This is a genomic window from Micromonospora sp. WMMA1976 (genome assembly GCF_027497335.1).
GTDB classification, from domain to species: Bacteria; Actinomycetota; Actinomycetes; order Mycobacteriales; family Micromonosporaceae; genus Micromonospora; species Micromonospora aurantiaca.
On sequence record NZ_CP114912.1, the window covers coordinates 2,401,998 to 2,419,126 of the forward strand.

General features: G+C 71.5%; 18 protein-coding genes. 14 read left to right on the forward strand and 4 right to left on the reverse strand.

Annotated features, from left to right (window positions below):
• The first annotated feature begins 96 nt into the window (after positions 1-96).
• A complete protein-coding gene (locus tag O7546_RS11085) occupies positions 97-666 on the forward strand; it encodes a hypothetical protein (RefSeq protein WP_281600874.1) in 570 nt (189 codons plus the stop codon).
• Positions 663-1,235 (forward strand): copper resistance CopC family protein, encoded by a 573-nt coding sequence (locus O7546_RS11090; RefSeq protein WP_269696719.1) that lies wholly within the window; start codon positions 663-665, stop codon positions 1,233-1,235. The genes O7546_RS11085 and O7546_RS11090 overlap by 4 nt, the downstream gene beginning before the upstream one ends.
• Here the strand turns inward: O7546_RS11090 and O7546_RS11095 are convergent.
• Both O7546_RS11095 and O7546_RS11100 read right to left on the reverse strand, forming a co-directional pair.
• Entirely contained in the window at positions 1,208-2,407 is a 1,200-nt protein-coding gene (locus O7546_RS11095; RefSeq protein ID WP_269696720.1) for a KR domain-containing protein, read from the reverse strand. The genes O7546_RS11090 and O7546_RS11095 overlap by 28 nt on opposite strands.
• Complete coding sequence (locus O7546_RS11100; protein WP_194799975.1) at positions 2,404-3,621, reverse strand: AarF/UbiB family protein; 1,218 nt, start codon at positions 3,619-3,621, stop codon at positions 2,404-2,406. Before O7546_RS11100 ends, O7546_RS11095 begins: the two co-directional genes overlap by 4 nt.
• A 177-nt stretch (positions 3,622-3,798) precedes the next feature.
• On the opposite strand from O7546_RS11100, the gene O7546_RS11105 reads away from it, so the two are divergent.
• From O7546_RS11105 to O7546_RS11155, 11 genes are all read left to right on the forward strand, one after another.
• On the forward strand, positions 3,799-5,103 hold the full coding sequence (locus O7546_RS11105) for a HEAT repeat domain-containing protein (RefSeq protein ID WP_269696721.1): 1,305 nt from the start codon (positions 3,799-3,801) through the stop codon (positions 5,101-5,103).
• 88 nt (positions 5,104-5,191) lie between these two features.
• On the forward strand, positions 5,192-5,836 hold the full coding sequence (locus O7546_RS11110; protein WP_194799977.1) for a DUF6073 family protein: 645 nt from the start codon (positions 5,192-5,194) through the stop codon (positions 5,834-5,836).
• A gap of 67 nt (positions 5,837-5,903) precedes the next feature.
• A complete protein-coding gene (locus O7546_RS11115) occupies positions 5,904-6,761 on the forward strand; it encodes an SRPBCC domain-containing protein (protein WP_194799978.1) in 858 nt (285 codons plus the stop codon).
• A 68-nt stretch (positions 6,762-6,829) separates the two neighbouring features.
• On the forward strand, positions 6,830-7,543 hold the full coding sequence (locus O7546_RS11120; RefSeq protein WP_194800133.1) for a helix-turn-helix domain-containing protein: 714 nt from the start codon (positions 6,830-6,832) through the stop codon (positions 7,541-7,543).
• A gap of 37 nt (positions 7,544-7,580) precedes the next feature.
• Positions 7,581-8,048, forward strand: a complete 468-nt coding sequence (locus O7546_RS11125; protein WP_194799979.1) for a YdeI/OmpD-associated family protein — start codon at positions 7,581-7,583, stop codon at positions 8,046-8,048.
• Between the two features lie 236 nt (positions 8,049-8,284).
• Entirely contained in the window at positions 8,285-9,328 is a 1,044-nt protein-coding gene (locus tag O7546_RS11130) for an SRPBCC domain-containing protein (RefSeq protein WP_194799980.1), read from the forward strand.
• 34 nt (positions 9,329-9,362) lie between these two features.
• Entirely contained in the window at positions 9,363-10,616 is a 1,254-nt protein-coding gene (locus O7546_RS11135) for a cytochrome P450 (RefSeq protein WP_194799981.1), read from the forward strand.
• A 127-nt stretch (positions 10,617-10,743) separates the two neighbouring features.
• On the forward strand, positions 10,744-11,664 hold the full coding sequence (locus tag O7546_RS11140; RefSeq protein WP_255533004.1) for an ATP-binding cassette domain-containing protein: 921 nt from the start codon (positions 10,744-10,746) through the stop codon (positions 11,662-11,664).
• The gene (locus O7546_RS11145; RefSeq protein WP_281600876.1) at positions 11,661-12,509 is read left to right on the forward strand and encodes an ABC transporter permease; all 849 of its coding nucleotides are present in this window, start codon (positions 11,661-11,663) and stop codon (positions 12,507-12,509) included. Before O7546_RS11140 ends, O7546_RS11145 begins: the two co-directional genes overlap by 4 nt.
• Positions 12,510-12,551: 42 nt before the next feature.
• Positions 12,552-13,313, forward strand: coding sequence for a sulfotransferase family protein (locus O7546_RS11150; protein WP_281600877.1), 762 nt, complete (start codon positions 12,552-12,554; stop codon positions 13,311-13,313).
• A 135-nt stretch (positions 13,314-13,448) separates the two neighbouring features.
• The gene (locus tag O7546_RS11155) at positions 13,449-14,765 is read left to right on the forward strand and encodes an alkyl sulfatase dimerization domain-containing protein (RefSeq protein ID WP_194799984.1); all 1,317 of its coding nucleotides are present in this window, start codon (positions 13,449-13,451) and stop codon (positions 14,763-14,765) included.
• A gap of 73 nt (positions 14,766-14,838) precedes the next feature.
• On the opposite strand, the gene O7546_RS11160 is transcribed toward O7546_RS11155, so the two are convergent.
• Both O7546_RS11160 and O7546_RS11165 read right to left on the reverse strand, forming a co-directional pair.
• Positions 14,839-15,228 carry a VOC family protein gene (locus tag O7546_RS11160; RefSeq protein ID WP_167796872.1) on the reverse strand — a complete coding sequence of 130 codons (390 nt, stop codon included), beginning with the start codon at positions 15,226-15,228 and terminating at the stop codon, positions 14,839-14,841.
• Positions 15,229-15,361: 133 nt separating this feature from the next.
• Entirely contained in the window at positions 15,362-16,072 is a 711-nt protein-coding gene (locus tag O7546_RS11165; protein WP_194799985.1) for a hypothetical protein, read from the reverse strand.
• Positions 16,073-16,259: 187 nt separating this feature from the next.
• Between O7546_RS11165 and O7546_RS11170 the strand changes: the two genes are divergently transcribed.
• Positions 16,260-17,102: a methyltransferase domain-containing protein gene (locus O7546_RS11170; RefSeq protein ID WP_194799986.1), complete on the forward strand. Its 843-nt coding sequence runs from the start codon at positions 16,260-16,262 to the stop codon at positions 17,100-17,102.
• Positions 17,103-17,129 lie beyond the last annotated feature (27 nt).

A 17,129-nucleotide genomic window follows, 5' to 3' on the forward strand; every position in this document is an offset into this window, starting at 1 on the left:
TTCGCGGATGAGCAATCTGGGAGAAGAGGGGCTCACCCCATGACGTCTAGCGTCGATGCGTGTACGTTCCGTGATCGCCGGCGAGGGGGATACCGCATGTCGAACGGGTTCATCGGCGCGCTCAACGGTCGTCATCACTGCGTGGCACTGTCGGGCTTCATGGTGGTCGTGCTCGCCCACTGGGCGGAGCATCTGGTTCAGGCGTACCAGATCTGGGTGCTCGGCTGGCCCCGCCCGCAGGCGCGGGGTGTCCTCGGTGAGTTCTACCCCTGGCTGGTCACGTCCGAAGTCATGCACTACGGGTACGCGCTGCTCATGCTCGTCGGTCTGTTCCTGCTGCGCCCGGGGTTCGCCGGGCAGGCGCGCACCTGGTGGACGATCGCCCTGGCCCTCCAGTTCTGGCATCACATCGAGCACCTGCTGCTGCTGATCCAGGCGCAGACCGGGCACTTCCTGTTCGGCAGCGCGGCGCCCACGAGCCTGCTCCAGGTGGTCTATCCGCGCGTCGAGCTGCACCTGTTCTACAACTCCGTCGTCTTCATCCCGATGGTCGTCGCCATGTACCGGCACCTGCGGCCCTCCGCCGCCGAGGAGCAGGCCACGGTGTGCACCTGCGCCGGCCGCCGGGTGGCGCCGGCGCTGGCGGTGTCGCGGGGTGGTGTGTGACCCGCGCCGGGTGGGCGTCCGCCGTCGTCGTGGGCCTCGCGGTGCTGTTCGGCTGGACCGGGGCCGCGTGGGCCGGCTCCGGCGCGGCGAGCAGCGTCCCCGCCGACGGCGCCGTCCTCACGTCGGCGCCGTCGGCGGTCGAGCTGGTCTTCACCGGGCGGCCGGTGGCAGCCGACTCGCACGTGGCCGTGCGCGACGCCGCCGGACGGTCGCTGGCCGTCGGCGAGCCGCGGCGAAGCGGGGACCGGTCCCTGGTGCAGACGGTACGCAGCGCCGAGCGCGGCGATGTCGTCGTCGCCTACCACGTGGTGCTCGCCGACGGCAGTGAGAAGAGCGGCACGCTGTGGTTCAGCGTCGGCACCGGTGTGCGGCCGGCCCGGGCGTCGGATCAGGGCGCCGAGGCGGCCGCCCCGCTGCACGAGCACGGGATCGATCCGTTGAGTGCCGTGCTGCTCCTGATCAACGCCGTCGTCGTGTTCGTGGCGGTCGCCATGCTCGTCCTGCGGCCACGGCGGAGCGTCGAGCCGCCGCCCGCCCCGGCTCAGCACCCGGAGATGAGCAGCCGCTGAGCCCGGCCGGGCGCGGCGGGCAGACCCCACAACGCGTCCACCGCGGCCATTCCCGGCCCGAGCGGCACCGGCGGAAGGTTGAGCCGCCGGGCCGCCGCCACCGCGCCGGGCGTTCCGTGCGCCATGCCGGCGCCGCTCCAGATCGACCACTCCGCCACCAGCGTCACCGCCGCCGGCAGGTCGGCCGCGACGCGTACGGCGCAGCGCCGCAGCAGCTCGTTCGCGAGCGCGTACGCGCCGAGGCTGCGGTGCGGCCGCTCGGCCGTGATCGAGCCGAAGACGAGCACCCGGCGCAGGGCATGGCGGTCCACCGCGTCCAGCGCGTGCCGCAGGCCGTCCACCTTCGCCGCCTGGACGGCGCTCAGCCCGGCCGCCGTGCCGGCCGTGACCGGGCCGCCGCGCAGCAGCCCGGCGCAGTGCACGACGCCGGCCAGCCGCAGGTGTCCGGTGGCCGCGAGTGCCCGGCGCAGGGCGGCGCTGTCGGTGACGTCGGCCCGGAGCACTGTCACGCCTGTGGTCCCCGCCATCCGGTCGAGGTGCCGGCGGCCCGCGGTGCCGAGCCGGTCGGGCGTGGCCGTGTCGGCCAGGACCGGGTGCAGGCCGTGCCGGCAGGCCAGGACGGCGGCGGCCCGCAGGCCGAGCCCGCCGAGTCCGCCGGTGACCAGCACGGCTCCGCCGGGACCGGCGGGGCCGGCCGCCGGGGGCAGGTGAACCGGCTGCCAGTCGGTGGTGCGGAGCCGGCCGTCCCGGTCCACCCGCACCTCGCCGGCGACCGGGGAGGCGGCAGTGACCAGGTCGGTGGCGGCGCGCACCGCGGCCGGTGCGGGGCCCTCGGTCAGCTCCGCCACCACGCAGGACAGGCCGGGATGCTCGACCGCCGCGGCGCGTGCCAGGCTGCCGCCGCCCGCGCCCAGGTGCACGACCGCGAGCCGGCTGCCGCGTGCCACGGCCGCCCGGATCGCCCGCAGCAGGCGCCTGTTGTCGACCCGGTGGAAGGCGCGGCCGAGCAGCACGGCGACCGCCTCCGGTGCGTCGTCGCGGCTCGCCGCCCGCAGCGCCGGGGCGAGCGGGTGCCGCTCGGGGCCGACGATCGTCCACCGGTACGCCCGCGCGTCGCCGGGCGGCGCGGCCTCGCGTTCCCGGGGCGTGCGGATGTCGAGCGCGGTCCTCATCGCAGGACCGCGAGCAGGGTGGGGATGGCCTCGGCCTGGAAGTCCACATCCACGTCGAAGTCGTTGATCATCCCCTCGAGGACGAGCAGCGACATGAGCGGGAAGACGAACTCCGGCGCCGCCGTGATGCCGTACCGCCGCTGCAGGTTGAACAGCTCCGCGGCGAACGGCGCGAGCCGGAACTGCCCGGCGGTGCGGCGGTGGTTGCGCACCACGAGATCCCGTACGCCGGCCTGGAACGCCTGCACGTCGCACCCCGGCGGTACGTGTTCGGCGCTGCGCAGGATGACCTCGGCGGCCTGCTGGCCGCGACCCATTGACATGGACAGGAAGAACTCGGCGAACAGCCGCCGTACGTGCGGCTCGAGCCGGACCACGAACCCCGCGTCGAGCAGCACCACCTCCTCGACCCGCAGGTAGAGGTTGCCGGGGTGCATGTCGCAGTGCACGAGCCCGTCGACGAACAGCATCCGGTACACGCCGTGCAGCACCCGCCGGACGATCTGGCGGCGCTGCTCGCGGTTGAGGTCGCCGGGCTTGAACTGCCGCAGGTCCGGGATCCATTCCATCACCAGGACGCCGTCGCGGCAGAGCGCCGGCCGGGGTGCCGGGATCCGGAACGCCGCGACATCGGCGAGGTTCTGCCGCAGCTGTAGCAGCGCGGTGGCCTCCTGCGCGAAGTCGAGCTGCCGCAGCACGGCGGTGGAGACGTGGCCCAGCATGCGGCGCATCGGCACCTTGCGCAGGCCGGGCAGGCGTTCCAGCAGCCCCGCGCCGGCACTGAGCAGGTCGAGGTCGCGGCGCATCTGCGGGCCGATGCCGCCGCGCCGCACCTTGACGGCCACCGGCGTCCCGTCGTGCAGCCAGGCCCGGTAGACCGAGGCGATGCTGCCGCTGGCCACCGGCTCGCTGCCGATCCGCGCGAAGGGCGTGCCGTCCGGGTAGGCCGCGTCCAGCACCGCGCGCGCCTCCCGGGCGGACATGGCCGGGACCCGGTCGTTGAGGCGGGCGAGCTTGTCGCACCACCGGCCGGGCAGCAGGTCACGACGCGTACCGAGGATCTGGCCGCCCTTGACGAAAGTCGGGCCGAGCCGGGTGAGCAGTGCGGTCACCCCGGCGGTGGTGGGCGAGGCCCGCCGGGTGAGCCGCCGGCCGGCCGCGACGGCGAGGTGCCGAGCCGTGATCGCCGCCCAGGCGGCGGCGCGGCCGGACATCTGCGGGAGGGACGAGCGCGGTACGGACGTGGGCGTGTAAGCCACCATCGGAGCCCCCGATCGCTACATGTACTGACAGCTTAGGGAGGGATGGAAAGGCGTGAGAAGTGTCCAGGTTCATTTTTCTATAGCGTCGTCGATGTTGAGCCTGACGGAACCGACCGAAGGGAATGCGAGATGGCGATCGACCTATGCAACAAGTCTCCAGTGTCCGCCGACGGTGAGGTCCGGACGTGGCCGCAGGAAACCGCGCTGCTCGAGGATCTCGGCACCGAACAGCGCGATGCGCTCAACTTCGCGTACCGCACCACCCTGAGCAACGTGGATCCCCGGCTGGTGGCCGGCGACCCGGCGGCGTGGGCGAGCGACTTCGGGTACGCCCTCAACCGGGTGGCGATCCGGCTCGACAACCGCACCAACGACGAGCTGCGGCACGACGCCCTGCACCACGCCGACCCGGCCATGCGCGAGCAGGCGATGTACGAGTACGCCGACCGCGACCAGGCCGACGCCTTCGAGCTCCTGGAGCAGGTCGTCCGGCACGACACCAACCGGGAGGTGCGGTGGGACGCGCTGTGGGCGATCGAGAAGCTGGGCGGTGCCCAGGCGATCTCGACGCTGCAGAAGTTCCTCGGTGACGCCGACCCGGAGATCGCCGAATGGTCCAAGCTGTTCATCAGCGAGCTGCAGAGCGGTGACCCGTCGTTCGACGGCCGGGACGCCCTCTACACGCCGGGCCGCACCTTCGACGAGACCATCTACCTGCTGATCCACTGCGACCTGTACGTGCGTCTCGACGAGTCGAACACGCACTGGGGCAAGATCTCGCTGGCCCCGCAGGGCCTCGCGCGGATCTACGGCCAGGCCCACGCCTGTCCCAACGTGCAGACCCGCGAGCGCCAGCTGGTGATCGCCAAGACGATCTCCGGCCTGCACGCCGACGGCTCGCCGCACTGCGACAACTACCTGTTCCGCGGCTTCACCGACCGGACGCGCCGCGACCGGGGCAACTTCTTCTTCGAGTCCCTGGTGCCGCGGACGTTCTTCAAGTCCGGTCGCGCCGACGACCCGAGCGAGGGCGTGCGCAAGGCGAACATCGGCTTCGCCCGGTACGGCACCTGGCACCTGGAGCCGAAGTTCCAGATCCGCGAGGAGGCCGCGATCCGCTACGTCCGCGGCCGCTTCCAGGGCTGGGGCTACGTGAACCTGGCCCGCATCGCGGGCCGCTCGATCGAGCAGGTCCTCACCCCGGGCAACGGCGTGCTGTCCACGCTGCACGACCCCGAGGTCGGCCCGATGACCAACGCCTTCATCCTCGGCACGTTCAAGGGCAAGCTGAACGACTGGGACGGCGACGGCCGCATCGACATGAACTCGCGTGACGTGTACTCCACCGTCGACGGCGAGATCGACTCCGACCAGGACGGCGTCGCGGACGAGCCCGGCCTGACCTGCTGCGACCACACCACGCTGATGCCCTGACGGGCGAGGCACCCCGCATCCGTTCCCACGATCCATGCGATGCGTCCGGGCGGCCGAGGCCGCGCCGAACTCTCAGGAGGAGAAGACAATGACAGCCCCCGCCAGCAAGCCCTCCGTGATCTACGGCCGGCCGGTTCCCACCGACGGCGTCCCGAACCGGTACGTCGGCACGGAGGTCAAGCCGTGGACGCCGCCGGTCCCCGGCATCGACAACCTCGGCATCACCTCGGTCGACACGTTCGCCGTGCCCGGCGTCGGCGAGTACACAGTGCCGTTCGAGGGCTACGTCCGGGTCGTGCGCTCGGAGCCGACCTCCGAGGACTGGGCGACCGCCGAGGTCTACACGAACCTGATCGAGATGAAGATGACCGGCAGCTGCGAGGAACTCGGCGAGATCACTGTCACGCTGAACCCCGACTGCCTGTCGACCGGCCAGATCCGTACCCCCTTCGACCCGTACGCCGGTGAGGGGCCGTCGGCGAAGGCCTGCCGGATGGCGGTCGGTGCCATCTTCGACATGCCGAAGCTCGGCCTGAAGCTGATGAACAAGGAACCGATCATCCTGACCATCGACGACGTCCGGCAGATCCCGCCGGCCGGCTCGCCCGGCAAGGGCCAGATCTACCGGATGCTGCCGCTGCACGACACCCGGTACCCGGAGAAGGACCCGGTGGCGTACGTGACCAGCCTGCGGTTCACCATGGGCGGTTACCTCGCCGAGGACGCGATGTAGCAGTGAGATGGACGCGGGCCGGACGCGACGTGGTCCGGCCCGCGCTCGCTGGCCGGGAGGAGGGACGATGGACGACCACAGTGGTGACCGGGGTCGACGGCTTCTCGGCGCGCCTCCGGTCCGGACGGCGATCACCGTGCCGGTCGGTGTGGACGAGCTGTGGGCGGCCCTGACCGACCCGGTCCGTCTCGCCGCCTGGTTCGGCACCACCCGCGGCGACTGGCACGTCCGGACGCCGTGGCGGATCGACTTCGGCGACGGTGACTTCTTCGTGGTCACGCCGGTGCGCGTCACCGACCGGCTCATCGAGTTCACCTGGTCGTTCCTCGGCGTCGGGCCCGAGCAGCACATCACCTGGCGGGCCGAGCCCACCGCCGGCGGCGCGCGGCTCACCGTCGAGGACGCCGACCCGGTGCGGCCGCCGGCCGAGATCGAGCAGATGCGCGCCGGCTGGACCGACTTCCTGCAACGACTCGACGGGTACCTGCGCACCGGACGCTCGACGCGCTACGACTGGCGGTCCGACATCGACGGCTCGGTGGACCTGCCACCGGCCTGGGACGCGTTCGAACCGTCGCTGCTCTACCGGTGGCTCCCGGTGGCGAGCGACGGCTTCCGGCCCGCCTGGTTCTTCGTCGTCGACGCCGACGGGCCACGTCGTTTCCCGCTCGACGACTGGTCGGTGCGGGAGGGCACGGTGACGTTCACCGTGCAGGTCACCGAGCGCGGTGCCGGCACCACCGCCGAGCTGGCCCTGCACCGGCTGGCCGACCGTCAGCGGCTGGAGTTCAGCCACCAGGGCTGGCGCCATCTCGGGCTGCCGGACAACCGCGCGCACGCGCTGCGCCGCCGTTTCGCCGCCGCCTGGACGGCCGCCGCGGACTGCGCGCGGGAGCTCGCCCGCCTGTCGGTACCGCCCGGATAGGCGGTCACTCGCCGCCACCACATTGTCATGCAATACTCAAGTAGCATGACAGCCGGAGGGTGGACGAAGTGAACGCGGTCCGCGGGAAACGCTCCTATGACCAGCAGTGTGCCCTCGCTTACGCGTTGGATGTGGTGGGCGAGCGGTGGACCTTGCTCGTCATTCGCGAACTACTCCACGGCCCGCGTCGCTACAATCAGTTACTGGAAGCGCTACCCGGCATCGGCACCAACCTGCTCGCCGCCCGGCTCGCCGCGCTCGTCGACGCCGGCCTGCTGACGCCCACCGAACCCCGCAAGCGCACCGGTGGCTACCAGCTGACCGACCTGGGCCGCTCGCTGCACGAGCCGATCCTCGGGCTGTCCCGCTTCGGGCTCGCATACGCCGCTGGGCACGAGCTGCCCTCCGGGTCCACCGTACGCGCGTCCTGGGCCGTCCTCGCCATCGAGGCGATGGTGGACGACGGACGCACCGGCGAGATCGACGAGAGCTACGAGTTCCGGGTCGACGAGGAGATCTTCCACGTCGACGTGCGGGCCGGTCACGCCGAGGTCGTGGCCGGGCCGGCCGACGCGCCGTCGCTGACCGTCCGGACCGACGCGCGCAGCTTCTTCAGCCTCGGCATGCGGCAGCTCGACCCGATCGAGGCGCTGGTCAGCGGGCAGGTCGCGGCGGTCGGCGTGCCGGCGGCGGTCACCCGCTGCCTCCGGCTGCTCGGCATCACCCCCGACGTGGCGGTTTCCACGGACCGGCTGGCCGACGTGGGGCCCGCCCCGGTGTGACGCCGCCGGTCCGCGGACGAGAGGTGAGGGAGCACAGATGAGCGAGACGTTCGGCGGCACACTCGTGTGCGAGCAGGTCGGGGCGTGGACCTATGTCACAGTCCCGCCCGAGATCGCCGGCCGGCTGGGCACCGCGGCGCGGATCCCGGTGACCGGCCGGATCAACGATACCCCGTACGCCGGCTCGGTGATGACCGGGCCGAACGGCAACCGCTACATCGTGGTCAACAAGACCGTACGCGCCGCCGCCGGGGTGGAGGCGGGAGACGACGTGCGCGTCACCCTGGAACCGGACACCGAGGCGCGCACGGTGGAGGTGCCCGACGACCTGACCGCCGCGCTCGGCGATCATCCCGATGCCCAGGCATTCTTCGCCACGTTGTCCTACTCGCGGACCAAGGAGTACGTCACCTGGATCACCGGCGCCAAGCGGCCGGAGACCCGGGCCCGGCGGATCACCCAGGCCGTCGAGCTGCTCGGCGCAGGCCGGGTGCTCAAGGGCTGACCCCGGGGGATCGGCGCGCTGCGCAAGTTGCGAGAAGCGGCGAGACCCCCGGCCTTCCTACGATCGGCGTACGCGTTCCGGCCCCGGACGGCGGCACGCGACGCACCTGATCCTGACTCCCACGCACCGATCGACGCCACGCGGGCGGCGACCGGTGATCAGTGGTGCCCGTCAGCGGCCCGGTGAGCGTCCGCCGTCCTCGAGCCGGCCCAGGTCGCACCCCAGGGAGGCAGACCGTGACCGTCGAATCGGCAGAGCTGAACGGAGCACACACCACGGAGACGTCCTGGCCGGACTTCGCCGAACTCGAACCGTCGCGGGCCCTGGACACCTTTCCACCGCTCAACGCGATCCAGGCCCGCTCCATCGTCCAGGACCGCTGGGAACGCCTCGTCGCGGTCGTCGAGATCCCGAACCCGATCGAGCGGGTCTGGCAGGCGCTCACCACGCCGGAGGAGATCCGCTCCTGGCTGGCGCGGTGCCGCGGCTCACTGACCGCCGTCGGCAGCGACGTCCTGCTCGACTTCGAGGACGGCGAGTTCTTCCACTGCCGGCCGCTCGTGGCGGAGCCGCCGCGTGACGGCCACGCCGAGCTCAAGTACTTCTGGCGCTGGGTCGGCGTCGGACCGGCCACCCGGGTCGTCTGGGAGCTGGACGCCACCGGCGACGGCGGCACCCGGATCACCGCGACCGAGGAGGCCCTGAACTCGCCGTCGGACTGGCGCGGCTGGAACGGCAACGGCTGGCCGGGGATCCTCGACCAGCTCGCCGGCTACCTGCGTACCGGCACGACGTGGCGCTGGCCGTGGCGGCGGATGGGTCCGTACGTGCAGATCGAGCTGGAGTCCACGCCGTACGACGCCTGGGAGCTGCTGACCAAGCCGGAGTCGCTGCGCTACTGGCTGCAGCGCCGCTTCGGCACGTTCACCGACGGCGACAAGCTCACGCTGATCATGGGAGACGCCAGCGGCGTGGTGGAGATGTCGGTGCACCGCCACGTGGAGCCCAACCAGCAGTTCCCCTCCTACCTGCCGTGGCTGGAGTTCGGCCTGCGCCGGGCGTCGTGGCCGGTCGAGCTCAACGGCAAGCTCTACATCGAGCCGGCCGGCGTGGGCCGCAGCCTCTTCCAGATCTTCGTGGACAACTGGGAGAACCTCCCGGCCGAGCTGCAGCGCGAGGAGCGCGAGATCATCTGCGGCTTCTTCCGCGACTCGATGGTCCGGGCGCAGAACCTGACCTCGCCCCGGCCCTCGCCGTCGCACCAGCACGGCTGGACCTGACCCGCGTCGTCACCCTCCGAGGAAGGCAGCTGCGATGACCCTGTCCGACCAGGTCGAGACCGGGGCGCCGGACGCCCTGATCCAGCTCATGTCGCCGGCCGCCGCCGCCGACCCGTACCCGATCTACTCCTGGCTGCGCGAGACCGCGCCGGTCTACCGCAGCCGGTTCGGCGCGTACCTGGTGAGCCGGTACGCCGACGTGCAGTACGTGCTCAAGCACGCCGAGGTCTTCCCCGGCGCGCACCCGGACGCGATGGCGCAGATGTTCCCGCAGGCCGTCGAGCACGAGGCGTACGACGTGCTGGTCAGCTCGCTGGTGGGCAGCAACCCGCCCAAGCACACCCGGCTGCGCAAGCTGATCGGGCACGGGTTCACCAGCCGCCGGGTGGCCGACATGCAGGCCTCGATGGAACGGTGGTCGGACCGGCTCGTCTCGGACGTGCTGGAGCGCCTGGTCGACGGGGCCACAGTGGATCTGCACACCGACGTCTCGGTGCCGATGCCGATGCACATGATGTCCGACCTGCTCGGCATCCCGGAGCCGGACCGCGAGTCGCTGGCCCGCAACGTGCCCGAGATGATGAACGTCGTCGACCCGGCCGCGACACCCGACGCGGTCCGGCGGGCCGACGAGGCGTTCCGCGAGCTGGGCACCTACTTCGACGCCATGATCGCGCAGCGCCGCCGGGACCCGCGCGACGACCTGGTCTCGGCGCTCGTGCAGGTGCGTGACGCCGAGGACGGCAGCCTCGACGACGCCGAGCTTCGTACCCTGCTGTTCACCCTCTGGTCGGCCGGCTTCGAGACGACGGCGACCGCCATCGACAACGCGATGTTGCTGCTGCTGGAGGACCCGGGGCGCGGACGCTGGCTGGACACCGAGGACGGCACCCGCAGGTTCGTCGAGGAGACGCTGCGCTTCGAGTCGTCGGTGCAGGTCGCGCCCGGCCTGCGCTTCACCGGCGCGGACGTGGAACTGGGTGGGGTCGTCATTCCACAGGGCTCCCAGGTGCGGCTGCTGATCGGGTCCGCGAACCGGGACCCGGAGGCGTTCCCGGACGCGGACGCGTTCGACCCGGGCCGCGCCGGTCCCCTGCCGCTGAGCTTCGGCGCCGGCATCCACTACTGCCTCGGTGCGGGTCTGGCCAGACTGGAGATCGCCGTGTTGCTCCGCCGGCTGCGCGCCGCCGCTCCCGGGCTGGTTCTGGCCGCCCCGCCGGTGCGGCGGCGCACAATACCGCTCCGCGACTTCGCGTCGCTGCCGGTACGGCTCCGTCAGCTCGACTGACACTACGCGAAACGCAAGCTCATTAACTGCGCGAAGATATAGTGGATGATAGGGTGTCGCCATGGCGGACGCGATCAGAGCGCGAGACATCAGCAAGCAGCTAGGCAAAAGTAAGGTTGTCAGCGCCTTGTCGCTGGACGCCGCGCCCGGCACTGTGGTGGGCCTGCTCGGCCCCAACGGCGCCGGCAAGACGACGACGGTGCGGATTCTGTCCACTCTGCTGCGGGCCGACTCCGGCACCGTCGAGATCTACGGCGTCGACGCCGCGAAGCAGCCGGGGCGGGTCCGTTCGATGATCGGGCTCACCGGCCAGTTCGCCGCCGTCGACCCGGTCCTCACCGGCCGGGAGAACGTCGAACTGGTGGCCCGGCTCTACCGCATCGGCCGGGCCGAGGCCCGCCGGCGCACCGGTGAGGTGCTCACCCGCTTCGGTCTGGACGAGGTCGCCGACAAGCAGGTGAAGACCTACTCGGGCGGCACCCGGCGGCGGCTCGACCTCGCCACGAGCATCCTCATCCGCCCGCGCGTGCTCTTCCTCGACGAGCCCACCACCGGCCTCGACCTGGAGTCACGGCTCGGGTTGTGGGCCGAGATCGAGATGCTGGTCCGTGAGGGCACCACAGTCCTGCTGACGACGCAGTACCTGGACGAGGCCGACCGGCTGGCGAAGACGATCACCGTGCTCGACAAGGGGCGGGCGGTGGCCCAGGGCACTCCGTCGGAGCTGAAGTCGCGCGTCGGCGGAGACCGTGTGGAGTTCGTCCTGGAGGATCCCGCCCGGCTCGACGACGCGGTCGCCCTGCTGCGGACGCCGGGCGCCGAGGAGCCCGTCGTCGACCGGCCGCTGGCGCAGATCACCGCCCGGATGGGCGACGATCTCGTCCGGGTCGCCGACGCGCTGAACCGGCTGGCCGACCACGACATCCGGGTGGCGACCCATGTGGTCCGGCGCCCCACCCTCGACGACGTCTTCCTGGCCCTGACCGGCAGCCGCGCCGCCGCTGCCGGCGTCGCCACGTCGTCCGCTCGGAAGGGAGAGGGCAAGTGACCGTCGACGAATCGACGACCCGGCAGCGGGACACCCCCACGCCGGCGTGGGAGGCACCGCCCGAGCGGCGGGGGCCCGGCTGGTTCGTGGGTGACGTGCTGCTGCTGGCCGGCCGCAACATCCGGCACATGCAGCGCCGCCCCGACCAGCTGATGGCGGCGATCCTGCAGCCGATGATGTTCTTCATCCTCTTCACCTATGTGTTCGGCGGCGCCATCTCGGTGCCGGGCGGCGACTACAAGCAGTTCGTGCTGCCCGGCGTCTTCGGGCAGATCGTCGTCTTCGGCGGCATCGCCGGCATGTGCGTGGGCATCGCGGAGGACCTCCGCAACGGCATGATGGACCGGTTCCGCTCGCTGCCGATGAGCAACAGCGCGGTGCTGATCGGCCGCACCCTTGCCGAGACCTTCCGCAACCTGATCGCGCTCGTGGTCACCGGCGCGGTCGGGTACGCCTTCGGGTTCCGGCTGCACGGCACGTTCCTGCAGGTGCTGGCGGGGATCGGCGTGCTGCTGCTGTTCGGCTTCGCGCTCTGCTGGGTGCTGTCGATCGTGGGCGTCACCGCCTCCAGTGCCGAGGGCGCGCAGAGCACCGCGATGCCGTGGATGTTCCTGCTCGGCTTCGTCAGCTCGGCGTTCGTGCCGTCCGAGTCGATGCCCGGCTGGCTGCGGCCGTTCAGCGACAACAGCCCGGTGACGCTGACCATCAACGCGGCGCGCGACTACTTCAACGGTGTCTCACCGGGCGGGGACGCCCTGGCGTCGGTCCTGTGGTCGCTCGGCCTGCTGGTGGTCTTCGTGCCACTGGCGACGGCACTGTTCCGCAAGGCCACGGCACGCACCTGACGGTGGGGGTCGACCCGGCGATCGGCAGGAGGAACCCACGACATGGAGGTCATCGGCGTCGGCTTCGGCCGTACCGGCACCGCCTCGCTGCGGGAAGCTCTCAACATTCTTGGGATGGGTCCCACGTATCACACGAAGGAGATCCTCAAGGACCCCGCCCGGCTGGCCGGCTGGCAGGCGGCTGTGGGCGGGGCCGACGTGGACTGGGACCAGGTGTTCGCCGGCTATCGGTCCACAGTCGACTGGCCCGCCGCGGCGTTCTGGCGCGAGTTGGTGGAGCGGTACCCGGAGGCGAAGGTCATCCTGACCGTGCGCGACCCGGTGCAATGGCACCGCTCGTGCATGCGCACCATTTTCATGGCGTACCGGCAGGATCTGTTCAGCCGCCTCCTCGTCCCCGCCATGCAGTTGCCGCTGCGGGCTCTCGATCGGCGTTTCGGCGCGTTCAACGAGATCTTCGACGGCGTTTTCCGCCGCCATTTCGGGGACGGGCCGATTCAGGACGAGAAATACGCCGTCGAGGTTTTCGAAAAGCACGTCCGCGACGTCCAGGAATGCGTTCCGGCTGAGCGCCTCCTGGTCTATCGAGTATCGGAAGGATGGCCCACCTTGTGTAAGTTCCTCGGTGTGGGAGTGCCCATCGTCGCCTTCCCGCACGACAACGACCAGGATGCCTTCCAGCGGGACAGCCGACTGTTCGTCACCCGCGGCCTGGCCCGCATGGTGACCGGTCCGGTGCGCCGCGCGGTCGGCCGGTTCCGGCGGACGCAGGACGCCCCGGAGGCGGCCGGCCAGAACCGCTGAGGCCGCCGTCCCGGGCGTCCCGCCGACCGCTCCGGCACTCCGGTCGTGTCCGGCGCTGCCGCCGCGGCCGGCCTTCGGCCTGCGTTCGTCCGGCCGACCCGTTTGCACGATCCCTGCGACCGGACGGGAGTGTCGATGGACAAGGAACTCGAGGAGTACGCGGACCGCGCCTGGCGCGGTGACGAGCCGCTGTTCGCCTACTACAAGGGTGAGCTCCGTAAGGACGGGCTCCGCCGGATCGACGACGGTGTGTGGATGTGGGCGGCGACCGGCAACGTCTACGTCTTCGAGACGGCCGACGGCCTGGTGCTCTTCGACACCGGCGACCGCAACACCGCGGCCGCGCTGCACGCGGCGGTGCGGGCACGCAGCACCGCACCGGTCGTCACCGCCGTCTACTCCCACGGCCACATCGACCACGTCCTCGGGCTGTCACCGTTCGAGGCGGAGGCCGCCGAGCGCCACGACCCCGGCATCTCTGTCGTGGCGCACGCCGCCGTGCCGGAGCGCTTCGCCCGGTACCGGCTGACCGCCGGGTACAACGCGACAGTCAACCGCCGGCAGTTCCGCGCTCCCGGTATCACGTGGCCGACCGACTATCGCGAGCCCGACCGCACCTACCTCGACACGCTCACGCTGCGGCACGGCGATCTGACGATGGAGCTGCGGCACGGTCGCGGCGAGACGGACGACGCGACGATGGCCTGGCTGCCCGAGCGGCGCATCCTGTGCTGCGGCGACTTCTACGCCTGGGTGGCGCCCAACGCCGGCAACCCGCAGAAGGTCCGCCGCCACGTGGCCGAGTGGGTGCGGGCGCTGCGCTGGATGGCCGGCCTCGGCGCCGAGATCCTGCTGCCCGGCCACGGTCTGCCGGTGGTCGGTGCCGACCGCGTCCGCGAGACGCTGCTCGGGTCGGCGACGTTGCTGTCGACACTGCACGACGGTGTGGTGGCGATGATGAACGAGGGCTGCACGCTCGACGAGATCCTGCACGCCCCCCTGGTCACGCCGGAGGTGTCCGCCCTGCTGGCCCAGCCGTGGCTGCGCCCCACCTACGACGATCCGCAGTTCATCGTCCGCACCGTCTGGCGCACCTACGGCGGCTGGTACGACGGTGACCCGGCCACCGTGCGACCGGCGCCGCGCGCCGACCTGGCCGCCGAGGTGGCGCAGCTCGCGGGCGGAGCGTCCCGCCTGGCCGAGCGCGCCCTCGACGCGGCGGACCGCGGCCGGCTCGACCTCGCCGGTCACCTCGCCGAGTGGGCGGCGTTGAGCGCTCCCGAGGACCGTGACGTGCAGCGGGCCCGCGCCGACGTGTTCGGGCGGCTCGCCGCCGGCACGCCGGCGTTGATGGCGCAGGGCATCTACACCTGGGCGCAGGCCGAGGCCCAGGCCAAGGCCGACGACGTCGACCCGTGGTCGACGATGCGCGGGGGCCGCTGGGCGCCCTGACGCCGGAAAACACGGCCGGACAGGACGGTGGGGGTGGTACCCGGATCCGGGTACCACCCCCACCGTCCTGCCGTCAGTCGCCGGACTCCTCGACGATCATCACGCCGTTGCCGTCCGGGTCCTCCACCGAGAAGAACGCGCCGAACGGGGCGTCGAAGACCGGCGACGCCTCCACGCCCGCCGAGGCCAGCTCGTTGTGCAGGCCCTTGACGTCCTTGCACGCCACCGAGATGTGCTGCGCCCCGGGGCGGAGACCGCCCACGCCCCAGGTGGCGAGCACCACTGTGGTCTCGCCTCCCGGAGTGCCCAGCTGCAGCCAGCGCAGGCCCGGCTCCGGCGGCATCTCGTCCGGGGTCATCTCGTGGTCATTGATCACCTCGAATCCGAGGCGGGCGTAGAAGTCTTTCGCCTTGTCCTGGTCGGTGACCGGGATGGTGATCAATGTGATGTGGCTGATTCCCATGGAATTTCCCATCTCACGGCATATGGGCGAACAGTGCGATCATCCTACCGAACCGGTCCCCGTTGTGCATGCCTGAGACGCGCATGTCCGGCGCGGATTGTCATGGTCGCGCCGGACGAGTGCGATGGCGAGATCAGTTCGATTTCACCATTTCCCGGCGCAGGGTGTCGGCCGCGTTTCCGGTACGCATTTCACACACCCGGACGAGCGTGTCGTAGGCGACGAGCGCCCCGCGTACCGTCTCGTTGTAGAGATCCTGCGCGGCCACGCCGAGGTCGCGCATGGGCTGCATGAACAGCAGGAAGAACGCGTTGAAGTCGTACCCGTTCAGGATCTCCTCGCCGATCGGCTCCATGCGCTGGAGCAGCTGCACCCGCACCCGCAGCTTGCGCAGGTAGGCGATGCGCGACTGGGCCATGCCGGCGAAGCCGCCCTCGCCGGCCTGGATCAGCCGGTTCTCGAAACACTCGTCCCGGCCCTTGGCCAGCGCGAGTGCGCTGTACCGCTGCAGCTCCCCGTACTCCCGGACCGCGGTGTCGATCTGGTCGACGGTCCCGTCCAGGGCCCGGAAGGTCTGCGAGTAGGTCTTCAGGACGCCCGCCATCTGCTCGGCCACGTTGGCGGCGTCGAACGAGCCGTCCGGTGACACGGCTCCGGCGGAGGCTTCGACGACGTACCGCACCGTGTCGTCGAGGCAGGCCAGCGAATCGAGGCAGTCGCGAACGGCGCGCAGCGTCGCGCCGGTCGCGACCGCGTCGGACACCAGACCGGTGACGATCTCGGCGGCGTCTCCGGCGGCGTAGTTGGTCGGGGGGCACTCATTGTGTAGACCCAGTACACCCACAGCTTCCTCCCTCACTGGTGATCGAGCTCTCCCTCGACCCTAGGGGCGCTGCGGGGGCCGGGACTTCTCCTGTGTTGCCCGCCGGTACGGCCGGCCCGGATAGGCAAGCGGCGAGAAGCCGGGCCGCGGACCGGCGCGAAGAATGATCGCGGAGAGCGCGGCGAACCTGCGGAAAGGGTGGTGCCCGATGCCCGGCGACGCGACGACGGATGCGGTGTCGACTCCGGAACTGGCGGAGGTGTTCGACCGGGCGGCCCCACGCTACGACCGCACCGGCGTCCGCTTCTTCGGGCCGATCGGCGCTCGCCTGGTGGCAGGGCTCGATCTGCGCCCGGGCGAGGACGTGCTCGACGTCGGCTGCGGGCAGGGCGCCTGCACCGTCCCCGCCGCCCGCGCCGTTGCGCCGGGCGGCTCGGTGATCGGCATCGACGTGGCGCCGGTCATGGTGGAGGGCGCCCGCGCGGAACTCGCCGACGAGGGCCTGACGAACGCGGAGGTACGGATCGGTGACGCGGCCACACCCGGCTTCGCCCCGGCCCGGTTCGACGCGGTCGTCGCGGGCCTGGTGATGTTCATGCTGCCCGACCCGGCGGACGCCGCGGCCCGCTACCGACGGCTGCTGCGCCCGGGCGGCCGCTTCGCGATGACCACGTTCGGCGCCGACGACCCCGCGTTCTTCCACGTCACCGACGCCGTCGTGCCGTACGTGGACGGTGGCATGCCCCCGGTCCCCGGCCGCACCGACAATCCGTTGCGCTCCAAGGAGGGGATCCACCGCCTGCTGCGCGACGCCGGCTTCGCCGACACGCGGATCGAGGACGAGACGCTCGACCTCGAGTTCACCGACCCGCGGCAGTGGTGGGCCTGGCTGTGGCAGACGGCCGGCCGGATGGTGCTCGAGCGGGTGCCCGCGGAGCGGCTGGGTGCGGCGCGGGCGGCCGCCGAGGCCCGGATGGAGGAGGTCGCCGCCGACCGCGGACGCCTGGTCGTGCACTGGAACGTCTGGTACTCGTACGCCACCGCCGGCTGACTTCGAGCCCGTCCCGAAGGGGGATCC

Excerpts from the sequence above, each read along its gene's own strand:
- O7546_RS11085 (WP_281600874.1), top strand. The coding sequence starts at position 97 with ATGTCGAACGGGTTCATCGGCGCGCTCAACGGTCGTCATCACTGCGTG.
- O7546_RS11095 (WP_269696720.1), bottom strand. The coding sequence starts at position 2,407 with ATGAGGACCGCGCTCGACATCCGCACGCCCCGGGAACGCGAGGCCGCG.
- O7546_RS11100 (WP_194799975.1), bottom strand. The coding sequence starts at position 3,621 with ATGTCCGGCCGCGCCGCCGCCTGGGCGGCGATCACGGCTCGGCACCTC.
- O7546_RS11105 (WP_269696721.1), top strand. The coding sequence starts at position 3,799 with ATGGCGATCGACCTATGCAACAAGTCTCCAGTGTCCGCCGACGGTGAG.
- O7546_RS11110 (WP_194799977.1), top strand. The coding sequence starts at position 5,192 with ATGACAGCCCCCGCCAGCAAGCCCTCCGTGATCTACGGCCGGCCGGTT.
- O7546_RS11115 (WP_194799978.1), top strand. The coding sequence starts at position 5,904 with ATGGACGACCACAGTGGTGACCGGGGTCGACGGCTTCTCGGCGCGCCT.
- O7546_RS11125 (WP_194799979.1), top strand. The coding sequence starts at position 7,581 with ATGAGCGAGACGTTCGGCGGCACACTCGTGTGCGAGCAGGTCGGGGCG.
- O7546_RS11135 (WP_194799981.1), top strand. The coding sequence starts at position 9,363 with ATGACCCTGTCCGACCAGGTCGAGACCGGGGCGCCGGACGCCCTGATC.
- O7546_RS11150 (WP_281600877.1), top strand. The coding sequence starts at position 12,552 with ATGGAGGTCATCGGCGTCGGCTTCGGCCGTACCGGCACCGCCTCGCTG.
- O7546_RS11155 (WP_194799984.1), top strand. The coding sequence starts at position 13,449 with ATGGACAAGGAACTCGAGGAGTACGCGGACCGCGCCTGGCGCGGTGAC.
- O7546_RS11160 (WP_167796872.1), bottom strand. The coding sequence starts at position 15,228 with ATGGGAATCAGCCACATCACATTGATCACCATCCCGGTCACCGACCAG.
- O7546_RS11170 (WP_194799986.1), top strand. The coding sequence starts at position 16,260 with ATGCCCGGCGACGCGACGACGGATGCGGTGTCGACTCCGGAACTGGCG.